We start from the raw sequence: 12,383 nt of genomic DNA on the forward strand, positions 1-12,383 counted from the left end.
ACAGGGCATTGCATGCCCTCGCATGACGCATCGCACCAAGAATGTGTATACTGTAGGCATTCAAGGTCAATTGGGATTTACCATGCAGTCGCCCGAGCAACGCATCTGTCGCAACCTGTAGGCGAGCAACTGCTGCGCCACTTTGCAGCGCGCGACGCCGTGCGTCACGCCTCGCCGCTGGTGCCGCTGCGCCTGCGCGATATCGGCCGTTTCTTGCTGGCACTGCGCGGCCGCGCGCCGCGCCGAAGCCATTGCTGATCCAGCCTGAATGACAGGGCGGCGCAGCGCGCCGCTCCCTTCCCCTTTCCCTCCTGGCACGCGTCCTGCGCGCCGCTCTTCCCGCAACTGCCGTTTCCTTCTGGTGGCCAGCGCGGTACCCGCACGTACATTAGCCCTTGCACTGCGCGAAAAACGGAATATAGTATACCAAAGCAAGCGCAGCACCTCCTGAGCCCATACGCCCCCACCGCGCCTGAACCGCGCGGATAACGACAAGGAGCCAATGTGAACCTGCCGGACTGGACGACTGGCGGCTTTCCGCCGCTATGGGAGGTGGCACAACGGCTCGCCGGCGGCACGATTGCATCGGAGGAACTCGTAGACGCCTGCGAGGCAGCCTGGCGGCAATGGCACGGCGTCATCAACGCGCTGGTGCTGTCGGATTTCAACGCCGCGCGTGCCGCGGCGCGCGACAGCGACCGGCGCCGTCGCGCCGGGAAGGCGCGCGGCGTTCTCGATGGCGTGCCGTTCTCGGTCAAGGAATCGTTCGACGTCGCCGGCTGGCCGACCACCTGCGGCAATCCCGCCTTGCGCGGGCATGTCGCCCGGCGCGATGCCGTAGTGGTGCAACGGCTGCGCGATGCCGGCGCGATCCTGCTCGGCAAGACCAACGTCCCGCTCGGCCTGCGCGACTGGCAGAGCTACAACGCCATCTACGGCACGACCCGCAATCCGCACGATCCGTCCCGCACGCCGGGCGGCTCGTCCGGCGGCAGCGCCGCGGCGGTGTGCGCGGGCCTGTCGTTCTTCGACGTGGGTTCCGACATCGGTTCCTCGCTGCGCAACCCGGCGCATTACTGCGGCATCTTCTCGCTCAAGCCCAGCCACGGACTGGTGCCGCTGGCGGGCCACGGCACCGGCGCGGCCCGCTTCGGGGAGCAGGACATCAATGTCGCCGGCCCGCTGGCCCGGAGCGCGCGCGACCTGGAACTGGTGCTGCGCGCGATCGCCGGACCGGCCGGCGACGAGGTGCTGCCGTACAGAATGCAGTTGCCGGAATGCCCGCATCGCCAGCTTTCCGACTTCCGCGTTGCCGTGCTGCCCACCCATGCCCAGGCGGAAGCCGACGCCGAGGTTGCCGGGCAGATCGAGCAGCTTGGGCACTGGCTGGCCGGAAAGGGCGCGCGCGTCGACTGGCACGTGCGGCCCGACTTCGACGCAGGCGAGCTGTGGCATGTCTACGTGACGCTGCTGCGCGCCACCACCTCCGTGCACATGGACGACGCCGCGTTTGCCGATGCGCTGGCCCGCAGCGCCACGGCTACGGCGGGCGATCATGGCTATGCCACCCTGCAGTACACCGGCGCGACGCTGAGCCACCGCGACTGGCTGCGCCTGCAGGTTGCGCGCGAATGCTTTGCCGCCGCGTGGCGCCGTTTCTTCACGGGCTACGACGTGCTGCTGTGCCCGGCCGCGGCCACCACGGCATTTCCCCTTGACGAGGCGGGCGAGCCCTGGCAGCGCACCATCACCGTCAACGGCCGCCCGCAGCCGATGACCACGCAGCTGTTCTGGGCCGGCCATTCCGGGCTGTGCGGCTTGCCTTCGGCCGTTGCACCAATCGGGCCGGGCGCCAGCGGCCTGCCGGTCGGCGTGCAGATTGTCGCCGGCCGCTACCAGGATCTCACTGCCTTGCGTTTTGCCAGCCTGCTGGAGCAGGCGGGCCATGCCTGCCGGCCGCCGCCGGTGCCAGCCGCCTGGCCAGCGGACCACCGCAACTAACCACACCACATCACACACCACTGGGGAGGGGAATCATGTTCGATTGGTTCCGTGATTTGTCGCGCATGGAGCGCAAGGGATTCTATGGCGCGTTCCTGGGGCATGCCGTCGACGTGTTCGACTTCATGATCTATTCCTTCCTCATCTCCACGCTGCTGGGGCAGTGGGGCATGAGCAAATCCACGGCAGGCGCCATCGTCACGTGGACGCTGGTGTCGTCGCTGGTCGGCGCGATCGGCGCCGGTATCCTGGCCGACCGCTACGGGCGCGTGCGCGTGCTGCGCTGGACCATCATCGTGTTCGCGGGTGCCTGCTTCCTGTGCGGGCTGGCGCAGTCGCCAGAGCAGCTGATGCTGTTCCGCATGATCCAGGGGCTGGGCTTCGGCGGCGAGTCGTCGCTGTGCATGGTGCTGGTGACGGAGATGATCCGCAACCCGGCGCATCGCGGCAAGTACTCGGGCTTTACCGCCAGCAGCTATTCCTTCGGCTGGGGCGCGGCGGCAATCGTGTATGCGATCACCTTCAGCGTGCTGCCGGCGGAAACGGCATGGCGCGTCTGCTTCTTCCTCGGCATCCTGCCGGCGCTGGTGGTGATCTACCTGCGCCGCAACCTGGAGGAGCCGGAGATTTTCCTGAAGAGCCGCGCGGCGGGCCGGCAAGGCTCTGCGCTGGCCGGGCTCGGCCGCTTGTTCCGCGGTCCGCTGCTGTCGAAGACGCTGCTGTGCAGCCTGCTTTCGGGCGGCATGCTCGGGGCGTACTACGCCATTGCCACGTGGCTGCCGACCTTCCTCAAGACTGAGCGCGGCCTGTCGGTGTTCGGCACCAGTTCCTACCTGACGGTCACCATCATCGGCTCGTTGGTCGGCTACGTGGCGGGGGCCTACGCCACGGACCGCTGGGGCCGGCGGCTGACCTACATCGTGTTCGCGGCGGGCGCGTTCGTGGCCGCGCTGGTCTACATGGTGATCCCGGTGTCGAACACGTCGATGCTGTTCCTGGGCTTCCCGCTGGGGGTGCTGATGCAGGGCGTGTTCGCCGGCATCGGTGCAACCATCTCCGAGTCCTATCCCAACGATATCCGCGCGACGGGCTATGGCGTCTCGTACAACGCCGGCCGCGTGATCGGCTCGCTGTTCCCGCTCTCGGTCGGGTGGCTGAGTTCGGGGCACACCTCGCTGCCGATCGCGATCGCGATCGTGGCCGGGGTCGGCTATGCGATGGTCGTGGTCGCCGCGGTGCTGCTGCCGGAAACCACCGGCATGGACCTGGAGCAGGCCGGCGGCAGCGGGGAGAAGGAAGAGGCCGCACCGCTGGCGCAGCCCGCGGGCACGGTCGCCTGATCGAGTGGGAAGGGCGCCGCCGGCGCCCTTGCCGCAAATTAGCGCACTTACCGCACCCATGCCGAGATCGCCGGCAGCATCAGGCTGACGCCGATCCCGATCAGCACGCCGAACGCGACGCGCCGCGTCGTGGTCGGCGAGAACGGGGGCGGAAAGCGCCGCCCCAGCAGGGTGGCGACCACCACTACCGGCACGCCGAGCGCCGCCTGCAGCCAGATCGCGGCATCGAGCTGGCCCTGCCACGCCGAGAACAGCGTGCGCACGCTCGATGTGACGGTGAATACCAGGATCAGCGCGCAGCGGATCTCCACCGGTTTCATCGGCTGCCGGTAGAACTGGAAGATCAGCGGCGGCCCGGACACGCCGAACATGCCGCTCAGCAGCCCGCCGAAGACGCCGCTCATGAAGAAGCTGCCGTCGCCGGAGCGTTGCGGCAGCGGTTCGGGTTTGAACGCGGCGCTCAGGCCGCCGTACAGGATCACCGCGCCGAGCAGCAGTTGCAGCAGCGTGGCGGCGCTGGAACTCAGGTATTCCAGCACCAGCACGCCGACCAGCACCGACGGCAGGATGCCGATGGCGGCCGCGCCCACGGCGCGCCAGTCGATATGCTCCAGCTTGCCGGGCAGCGCGCAGGCGCTGTTGGCCAGCGTCACCAGGCTGACCACGGCCGCAACGGTGGCCACCGGCGCGAGTCCCAGCCCGCTGGTGGCGCCCATCACGATCATGCCCAGGCCGAAGCCGGTCACCGTCTGGAAATAGGTACCCGCGCCAAGCAGGGCTTGCAGCCCCAGCAGCGGCAATAACAACTCCGCTTTCATGCCGCCTGCTCGCCCTTGGTGGCCTGTTCCGCGCTGGCTTGCGCCTGGACCACGGTGACGGCGATGACATGGAACACATCGTCGGCGCTGCAGCCGCGCGACAGGTCGTTGGCGGGTTTGCTCAGTCCTTGCAGCATCGGCCCGATGGCCTTGGCGCCGCCGACGCGCTCGGCCAGCTTGTAGCCGATATTGCCGCTCTCGAGGTTGGGGAACACCAGCACGTTGGCGCGGCCGTTGACCTGCGAATGCGCGACCTTGCGCGCGGCGATCTCGGCGACGATGGCGGCATCGAGCTGCACGTCGCCATCGATGGCCAGGCCGGGGCGCTGCGCGCGCACGCGCTCGGTTGCGGCTACGACCTTGTCCACGGCGGCGTGGTGCGCGCTGCCGCTGGTGGAGAACGACAGCATCGCAACGCGCGGTTCGTCGTTCAGCAGGGCACGTGCGCTGTCGGCGGCGGCCATGGCGATATCGGCCAGCGCATCGGCATCGGGATCGACCACCAGTCCGCAGTCAGAGAAGATCAGCCCGCCCTTGAGCGTATGGAAGGGCTCGCACAGCATCATCAGGAAGAAGCTGGATACCAGCCGGAATCCGGGCGCCAGCCCGATCAGCTGGATCGCGTTGCGCACCACGTCGGCGGTGGTGTGGTCGGCGCCGGCCACCGAGCCATCTGCGTGGCCCAGCCGCACCATCAGGTTGGCGAAGCACAGCGGGTCGAGTACCGCGCGTTTGGCTTCGTCCAGCGTCATGCCCTTCTTCTGGCGCAGCGCGTAGAGCTGCTGCGCGAAGGAGGGCGCGAGCGCCGAGGTGGCGGGATCGACCAGCGTGATACCGTCCAGCGCGATGCCGTGGATAGCGGCAGCCGCGTTGATCTGGCGCGGGTTGCCGACCAGCACGATGCGCGCGATGCCTTCCTGCGTGGCGCGTTGCGCGGCCTGCAGTATGCGCGGGTCTTCGGCCTCGCACAGCACGATGCGGCGGGGGGCGGCGCGGGCGCGGTCGATGATGCGGAGGATGGGTTTCATGGTTCTTCTTTCAGAAATGAAGAAAGGGCCGAAGCCCTTGCTATGCCGGTGGTTTGCTCCCCTCTCCCGCATGCGGGAGAGGGGCCGGGGGTGAGGGCGGGCCTGTGGCAAGCACGGCAGCGGTTCACTTTGTGGACATGCCGGCCCTCACCCCAAGCCTCTCCCGCAAGCGGGAGAGGGAGCACCCCGGTCGCAAGCGAGGGTTCTGGGCTAGCTCAGGATCAGACGTAGTCCTTGTACTTGTCCAGATACCGCACCGGCTTGGCCAGCGCATCGCGGCGGAACGGGTCGCCCAGTTCACGCGTGCACATGATCTCGATGATCGTGGTCTTGCCATGATTCATCTGCAGGTCGATGGCGCGCTTCAGTGCCGGGCCCACGTCTTCCAGGCGGTCCACCACGATGCCTTCGGCACCCATTGCCTTGGCGATGCCGGCAAAGCTCTGGTTGTCGAGCTCGCCCGCGACGAAGCGGCGGTTGTAGAAGTCCACCTGGTTCTTCTTCTCCGCGCCCCACTGGCGGTTGTGGAATACCACCGCGGTCACCGGGATGTTGTGGCGCACGCAGGTCATGGTTTCCATCAGGCTCATGCCCCAGGCGCCGTCACCGGCGTACGACACCGCCGGGCGGTGCGGCGCCGCGACCTTGGCGCCGATGATGGTCGGGAAGGCGTAGCCGCAGTTGCCCCAGCTCATCGCCGCAAAGAAGCTGCGCGGCTTTTCGAAGCGCAGGTAGCTGTTGGCCACCGAGTTGATGTTGCCGATGTCGGTGGACACCATCACATCTTCCGGCATGGCCTTTTCCAGCTCGCGCAGCACCTGGCGCGGGTGCAGGTAGTGGCCGCCGGTGGGCGTGCGTTCCTGCTTCTGTTCTTCGATCATGTCCAGGCTGTACGGGTCGCGCTCGTGCGTCCAGTCGTCCAGCTCCTTCTCCCAGGCCGCCTTCTCGTTGGCGATTTCGGTAGCGCGGCCATCGCGGCTGGCGTCGCATGCCAGCGTGCGGCCGGCCAGGCGCTGGGTCAGCGCGATGGCGGCAGCCTTGGCGTCGCCGCAGATGCCCACCGAGATCTTCTTCACCAGGCCCAGCATCTTGTGGTCGGCATCGATCTGGATGATCTTGGCGTTCTTCGGCCAGTAGTCCATGCCGTGCTGCGGCAGCGTGCCGAACGGTCCCAGGCGCGAGCCCAGGGCCACCACCACGTCGGCGCGCGAGATCAGCTTCATCGCGGCCTTGGAGCCCTGGTAGCCCAGCGGGCCGCACCACAGCGGGTGGCTGGCGGGGAACGAGTCGTTATGCAGGTAGCTGTTCACCACCGGCGCGCCCAGGCGCTCGGCCAGGGCCTTGCATTCCTCGATCGCATCGGCCATCACCACGCCGCCGCCGGAGATGATCACCGGGAACTTGGCGTTGGCCAGCAGCTCGGCCGCCTCGTTCAGGCTCTGCTCGCCGCCGGGGCCGCGATCAAGGTTCTGCGGCTTCGGAATCTCGGCGGTGATCTTGCCGTAGAAGTGGTCGCGCGGGATGTTCAGCTGCGTCGGGCCCATTTCGGCCTTGGCGCGGTCGAAGCAGCGCGCGGTGAACTCGGCCATGCGCGCCGGGTTGGTGACGTGGCCCTGGTACTTGGTGAACTCCTGGAACATCGGCAGCTGGTTGGCTTCCTGGAAGCCGCCCAGGCCGATGCCCATGGTGCCGGCTTCGGGGGTGACGATCACCACCGGGCTGTGGGCCCAGTAGGCGGCGGCGATCGAGGTCACGCAGTTGGAGATGCCGGGGCCGTTCTGGCCGATGACCACGCCGTGGCGGCCCGACACGCGGGCATAGCCGTCGGCCATGTGGCCGGCGCCTTGCTCGTGCACCACCGGGATCAGGCGGATGCCGGCGGGGGCGAAGATGTCCATGGCGTCCATGAAGGCCGAGCCCATGATGCCGAACATGTCGGTCACGCCGTTGGCGGCCATCGTTTCGACGAAGGCTTCGGACGGGGTCATGGTCTGCGGGCCAGCCGGAACCTGGCTGTCCTTCGCGGCGGCCGAGCCACCGGAAACGGCGGGCTGCTTGGTGGTTTCGAGGTCGCGCATGGCGGGTGTCTCCTGGTTGGGGTGTTATAAAGTGGAACAGTACGTTCCGGAAAATTGATGCGTTGGTCGAAATGTAGGTGGAAGATCGTCTGGCGTCAATAAGAAGTTTTGGTTTACGGAATGAATTGAGCAAAAAAATGAGACGAAATGCGTTACTGAGTGCCGTGTGGGGCACTTTGACGTTTGCAAGAGCAGGGGCGGGAAGCAAGACAGCGCCGGCAGGAGCCGGCGCAGGGGGAAAGCAGGGGAGGAGGGTGCCGCGCCTACGCCGCGGCGCAGGGGGTCAGCGCGTCGACAGCGCTTCGAGTACCGGGAGGTTGCCCTCGCCGAAGCCCTCATGACCGTCACGCTGGACGATCTCGAAGAAAAACTCGCCTGCCTCGCGTTTCAGGAAGGCTTGCTGGAAGCGCTCGCGAGGGCCGGTGCCATCCACCAGGATGCCGTAGCGTTGCAGTGCGGCAAGGTCCAGTCCATGGCCTGGCACGCGCGCTGGTACGGAATCATAGTAAGCCGGCGGCGGCTGCACGAACTGCACGCCACGGCTGGCCAGTGCCGCGGCGCTGGCCAGGATGTCCTCGCTGGCTAATGCAATGTGCTGGATGCCTTCCCCATGCTGATCTGACAGGTAATGCCGCATCTGGTCGTGCCGCGGCGTTCCCTTCTCGTATAGCGGGATGCGAATGCGGCCGCACGGCGATACCAGCGCGTGTGACTCGCCGCCGCCTCGCAGCTCCCGGAATCCCAGCACCTTGCGGTAGAACTCCAGCCATTCATCCAGGTGACCGGGATCGACCGCCTGGGTCAGGTGGTCGACGCGGACAAGGCCGGCGTCGGACATGTCGCCGGCTGGCGGCAGCGGCCGGAAATCCACGTCGTAGATCGAGATATCCCCGACATCTCCCGGCCGCCCCTCCTTCCCGCGCCAGCGGTCGATGAAATACAAGACCGACTGGCCGATCCCCTGGATGGCGGGAATATTGAGCTCCATCGGCCCCACCGTGCCGCCCTCGAACGGCCATGCGCCGGCCTCCAGCGCTCGCGCAAACGCAAGCGCCGCATCGTCGACGCGAATTCCGATCGCACAAATCGACAAGCCGTACCGCGCCGCATACCGCGTGGCGAATGACTCCGGCTCGGCATCGACGATGAAATTCATCTCGCCCTGCCGGTACAGCTTCACCGCCTTGTGGCGGTGCCGCGCGATGGCGGCGAAGCCGAGGCGTTCCAGCGTCCGGCCCAGCGCGGCGGGATCTGGCGAAGCGAACTCGATGAACTCGTAGCCTCGGATGCCGAGCGGGTTGTCCCACGGTTGGACATCATCGGCGCGCGGGGAAGAGTCGGTTGCGGCGCTCATGGTATGGGCTCCTGTCTGGGTATTGCGGGGTATTGCGGGGGCGGCGCATTGCGGGCGCGGTGCCGGGCCTTGCGGCGACGACCGATAGTAGCAACGGCGCCGCGGCAACCCGCGCATTGGCCCCCTGCGCAAGGACTCGTAGAAACCCGCATTCGGCGCCTTGATCGCGCATGGGCGTTCATTAATCGCGCCAAGTGCCATATAAGACAGTTGGCTGTGCGCGAGGCGGCTACTAATCTCCGGTCAACGACGCGCCCCCGTCCTCCCTGCCAGGTCCATACAGAGGCCACGCATGCCGGAGTCCGGGAAGCGCGAATCACCGGAACCCAGGCACACCATGATCCACGGCAAGACCACGCTAATCCCCCACATCGGCTACCCGACGGAATCGTTCAAGGCGCCGATGATCTACAACCCCTGGTTCGACCGGCAGGGCATCGACGCCGCCGTGATCCCGATGGGGATCAAGCCGGACGACTACGCGACGGTGTTCCCGGCGCTGTTCCGCATGACCAATATCCGCGGCGCCCTGGTCACCATGCCGCACAAGGTTGCCACCGTCGAGCTGGTCGACGAACTGACGCCCGCCGCCCGCATCGCCGGTGCCTGCAACGCCGTGCTGAGGCGCGACGACGGCACGCTGGTCGGCGACCAGTTCGACGGTGAGGGCTTCGTTCGCGGCATCCGGCGCAAAGGCTGCCGGCTGGAAGGCGCGCGCGCCATCGTGTCGGGCAGCGGCGGGGTGGGCAGCGCGATCGCCGCCTCGCTGGCGGCGGCCGGCGTGGCCGAGCTGGCGCTGTTCGACGCCCGCGAGGCAGCCGCGCGCGCCCTGGCGCAGCGCCTCGCCGCGCACTACCCGGCGCTGCGCGTCAGTACCGGCTCGGCCGACCCGGCGGGCTTCGATGTGGTGGTCAATGCCACGCCGCTGGGCATGCAGCCCGGCGATCCGCTGCCGTTCGACGTGGCGCGCATCGCCCCCGGCGCCATGGTCGGCGAGGTGGTGATGAAGCAGGAATACACGCCGCTGCTGCAGTCCGCGCTGGCCCGCGGCTGCAAGGTGCAGGTGGGCACGGACATGCTGTTCGAGATGATCCCGGCCTACCTGGAGTTCTTCGGCTATGGCACGGCAACGCCCGACGCGCTGCGGGAGGTGGCGCAGATCCGTTACTGACGCATCGACTGGTGCAGGGGCGCAAGCCCTTGCCGCAAGCCGCGCGCGGGCCACCATCAAAAAGGCACGCCGGCAAGCAAGACTTCTTTTCCATTGGTGGAGACAGACAACATGACAACGACTCACAAGGAGCTGCCAGCGGCTTCCGCGTTCGGCAACTCGCTCGGCGACAAGGTGCGTGCCGCCTTTGCCTTCGGCAAGGTGCGCTGGGGCATGCTGGCGCTGGTGTTTTTCGCAACCACGCTGAATTATGTGGACCGCGCCGCGCTGGGCGTGCTGCAGCCGGTGCTGGCCAAGGCCATGGCCTGGACCGCGCAGGACTACGCCAATATCAATTTCTGGTTCCAGGTCGGCTATGCCATCGGCTTCGCGCTGCAGGGCCGCTTTATCGACCTGGTCGGCGTCAAGCGCGCCTTTGCGCTGGCGGTGCTGCTGTGGAGCATTGCCTGCGGCGCGCATGCGTTCGCGGCGTCGGCGGTCGGCTTCATGATCTGCCGCTTCTTCCTCGGCTTGTCGGAAGCGGCCAACTACCCGGCGTGCGTCAAGACCACGCGCATCTGGTTCCCGGCCAGCGAGCGCGCGATCGCCACCGGCATCTTCAATGCCGGCACCAACGTCGGCGCGATGCTGACGCCGATCATGCTGCCGCTGATCCTGCAGGCATGGGGCTGGCAGGCCGCGTTCCTGGTGATCGCCTCGCTGGGCGCGATCTGGCTGGCGTTCTGGTTCAAGCGCTACCACAACCCGGAGCAGCACCCGACCGTCACCGCCGCGGAACTGGCGCACGTCACCCGCGACACCGATCCGCCGGCCCAGCGCATCCGCTATGCGCAGATCCTGCGCATGCGCGGCACCTGGGCCTTTGCGCTGGCCTACGCCATTACCGCGCCGGTGTTCTGGTTCTACCTGTACTGGCTGCCGCCATTCCTCAACCAGCAATACCAGCTCGGCATCAGCGTGACGCAGATGGGCATTCCGCTGATCGTGATCTACCTGTGCGCTGATGTGGGCAGCGTGGGCGGCGGGGCACTGTCGTCGTGGCTGATCGCGCGTGGCATGCCCGCGGTGCGGGCGCGGCTGCTGTCGATGCTGGTCTTTGCCGTGTGCATCATTTCGGTGGTGATGGCCGCCGGTGCCAGCAGCCTGTGGATGGCCGTGGCCGCGATCTCGGTGGCGATCGGCGCGCACCAGGCATGGACCGCGAACATCTGGAGCATGGTGATGGACTACACGCCCAAGCACGTGGTCAGCTCGGTGTTCGGCTTCGGCGGCATGATCGGCGCGATCGGCGGCATGTTCATGACGCAACTGGTGGGCTACGTGCTGACCGTGACCAACAACAACTATGCGGTGCTGTTCACGATGATCCCGTGCGCTTACTTCATCGCGCTGACGTGGATGTTCTTCCTCGCGCCGCGCAAGGTGCCTGACGCCGTCTGACCACATCCCCCGGCGGCACGGCTCGTGCCGCGCGACGACAACAAAGACCGAGACAACACTCCAATGCATAAACGATTCATTGCGCTGCTCGCGCTGGGCGCGGGCAGCGTGCCCGCTGTCGCCCAGACTTCCGGTGGCGTCACGCTCTACGGGCTGCTCGATACCACCATCCGCTACAGCACCAACGAAGACGCGGCCGGCCACAGCCGCACGCAGATGACTGACGGCGTGCTGACCGGCAGCCGCTGGGGCATCCGCGGCACCGAGGATATCGGCGGCGGCAACAAGGCGTGGTTCATCCTGGAATCAGGCTTCTCGCCAGACACGGGGACCAGCCAGCAGGGCGGACGGCTGTTCGGGCGTACCGCGGTAGTCGGCTTCGACGGTCCCTACGGCAAGCTCGCGCTCGGCCGCCAATACACGCTGGCGCATGAAGTGCTGTCGTCGTACGAGGCGATGGCCTTTGCCAACAACTCCATCGTCGGCTACCAGGGCGGCAACTATACGGGGCTGCGCTACGACAACACGCTCAAGTACATCAAGAGCTTTGGCGGCCTGCAGGTGGCGGCGGCCTATACCTTCGGCGAGGTGCCGGGCAGCATGAAGGCCAGTTCCGCAGCGGCCGGCTCGCTGGTGTACAGCTCGGGCCCGCTCGAGATCGGCGCGGTCTACCAGCAGACGCAGAACGTCACCTCGGCCTACTTCGGCGCCGTGCCGGCGGCGCAGGCGAGCAAGCAGACGGTGTGGGGCGTGGGCGGGACGTGGAAGGCGGCGCGGTCGCAATACTACCTGGGCTACACCAACAACCGGCTCGACGTGGCGGACTACCGCAACAACGTGGGCTATGTCGGCACGCGTTTCAGCCTGACGGATGCGCTGGCGTTTATCGGCACGTTCCAGGTCGACTGGCTGCGGCACGCGGGGCAGGGCGGCAAGCGGCTGACCACCGCGGGCATGCTCGACTACAACTTCAGCAAGCGTACCGATGTGTATGTGGAGGTGGACTACACCCACCTGCAGGGGCAGTGGATTGCGCTGAACAGCGGAGCGGGGTTTGTGAGCAGCGGGAATACGTATGGGAACAAGACGCGGCTGGGGGTGATGGCGGGGGTGAGGCATAAGTTCTGAGCGCGCAGTGCAAGCCTATCCATCG

10 protein-coding genes are annotated in these 12,383 nt (G+C 67.1%); 5 read left to right on the plus strand and 5 right to left on the minus strand.

Annotation, left to right across the window (positions count from 1 at the left end):
- Window positions 1-66: 66 nt before the first annotated feature.
- A complete protein-coding gene (locus K309_RS41515; protein ID WP_035876594.1) occupies window positions 67-252 on the minus strand; it encodes a hypothetical protein in 186 nt (61 codons plus the stop codon).
- 252 nt (window positions 253-504) lie between these two features.
- On the opposite strand from K309_RS41515, the gene K309_RS0102535 reads away from it, so the two are divergent.
- Window positions 505-2,001 carry an amidase gene (locus tag K309_RS0102535; protein ID WP_029044950.1) on the plus strand — a complete coding sequence of 499 codons (1,497 nt, stop codon included), beginning with the start codon at window positions 505-507 and terminating at the stop codon, window positions 1,999-2,001.
- A 35-nt stretch (window positions 2,002-2,036) separates the two neighbouring features.
- Window positions 2,037-3,341: an MFS transporter gene (locus K309_RS0102540; protein WP_029044951.1), complete on the plus strand. Its 1,305-nt coding sequence runs from the start codon at window positions 2,037-2,039 to the stop codon at window positions 3,339-3,341.
- A 47-nt stretch (window positions 3,342-3,388) separates the two neighbouring features.
- Here K309_RS0102540 and K309_RS0102545 read toward each other — a convergent pair whose 3' ends face one another.
- From K309_RS0102545 to K309_RS0102560, 4 genes are all read right to left on the minus strand, one after another.
- Window positions 3,389-4,159 carry a sulfite exporter TauE/SafE family protein gene (locus K309_RS0102545; protein WP_029044952.1) on the minus strand — a complete coding sequence of 257 codons (771 nt, stop codon included), beginning with the start codon at window positions 4,157-4,159 and terminating at the stop codon, window positions 3,389-3,391.
- A complete protein-coding gene (gene pta, locus K309_RS0102550; protein WP_029044953.1) occupies window positions 4,156-5,187 on the minus strand; it encodes a phosphate acetyltransferase in 1,032 nt (343 codons plus the stop codon). The genes K309_RS0102545 and pta overlap by 4 nt, the downstream gene beginning before the upstream one ends.
- Window positions 5,188-5,408: 221 nt before the next feature.
- Complete coding sequence (xsc, locus tag K309_RS0102555) at window positions 5,409-7,175, minus strand: sulfoacetaldehyde acetyltransferase (RefSeq protein ID WP_035876651.1); 1,767 nt, start codon at window positions 7,173-7,175, stop codon at window positions 5,409-5,411.
- A gap of 373 nt (window positions 7,176-7,548) precedes the next feature.
- Window positions 7,549-8,619, minus strand: coding sequence for a 4-hydroxyphenylpyruvate dioxygenase family protein (locus tag K309_RS0102560; RefSeq protein WP_029044955.1), 1,071 nt, complete (start codon window positions 8,617-8,619; stop codon window positions 7,549-7,551).
- Window positions 8,620-8,956: 337 nt separating this feature from the next.
- Here K309_RS0102560 and K309_RS0102565 point away from each other — a divergent pair, with 337 nt between their 5' ends.
- From K309_RS0102565 to K309_RS0102575, 3 genes are all read left to right on the plus strand, one after another.
- Complete coding sequence (locus K309_RS0102565; protein ID WP_029044956.1) at window positions 8,957-9,790, plus strand: shikimate dehydrogenase family protein; 834 nt, start codon at window positions 8,957-8,959, stop codon at window positions 9,788-9,790.
- Between the two features lie 111 nt (window positions 9,791-9,901).
- Window positions 9,902-11,230, plus strand: coding sequence for an MFS transporter (locus tag K309_RS0102570; RefSeq protein WP_029044957.1), 1,329 nt, complete (start codon window positions 9,902-9,904; stop codon window positions 11,228-11,230).
- A 63-nt stretch (window positions 11,231-11,293) separates the two neighbouring features.
- Window positions 11,294-12,358: a porin gene (locus K309_RS0102575; RefSeq protein ID WP_029044958.1), complete on the plus strand. Its 1,065-nt coding sequence runs from the start codon at window positions 11,294-11,296 to the stop codon at window positions 12,356-12,358.
- Window positions 12,359-12,383: the final 25 nt, after the last annotated feature.

The sequence above is a fragment of the Cupriavidus phytohabitans genome (genome assembly GCF_000426345.1).
GTDB lineage: Bacteria > Pseudomonadota > Gammaproteobacteria > Burkholderiales > Burkholderiaceae > Cupriavidus.

Coding starts and splice junctions, on each gene's coding strand:
- K309_RS41515 (WP_035876594.1), bottom strand. CDS start 252: ATGGCTTCGGCGCGGCGCGCGGCCGCGCAGTGCCAGCAAGAAACGGCC.
- K309_RS0102540 (WP_029044951.1), top strand. CDS start 2,037: ATGTTCGATTGGTTCCGTGATTTGTCGCGCATGGAGCGCAAGGGATTC.
- K309_RS0102545 (WP_029044952.1), bottom strand. CDS start 4,159: ATGAAAGCGGAGTTGTTATTGCCGCTGCTGGGGCTGCAAGCCCTGCTT.
- pta (WP_029044953.1), bottom strand. CDS start 5,187: ATGAAACCCATCCTCCGCATCATCGACCGCGCCCGCGCCGCCCCCCGC.
- xsc (WP_035876651.1), bottom strand. CDS start 7,175: ATGACCCCGTCCGAAGCCTTCGTCGAAACGATGGCCGCCAACGGCGTG.
- K309_RS0102560 (WP_029044955.1), bottom strand. CDS start 8,619: ATGAGCGCCGCAACCGACTCTTCCCCGCGCGCCGATGATGTCCAACCG.
- K309_RS0102565 (WP_029044956.1), top strand. CDS start 8,957: ATGATCCACGGCAAGACCACGCTAATCCCCCACATCGGCTACCCGACG.
- K309_RS0102570 (WP_029044957.1), top strand. CDS start 9,902: ATGACAACGACTCACAAGGAGCTGCCAGCGGCTTCCGCGTTCGGCAAC.
- K309_RS0102575 (WP_029044958.1), top strand. CDS start 11,294: ATGCATAAACGATTCATTGCGCTGCTCGCGCTGGGCGCGGGCAGCGTG.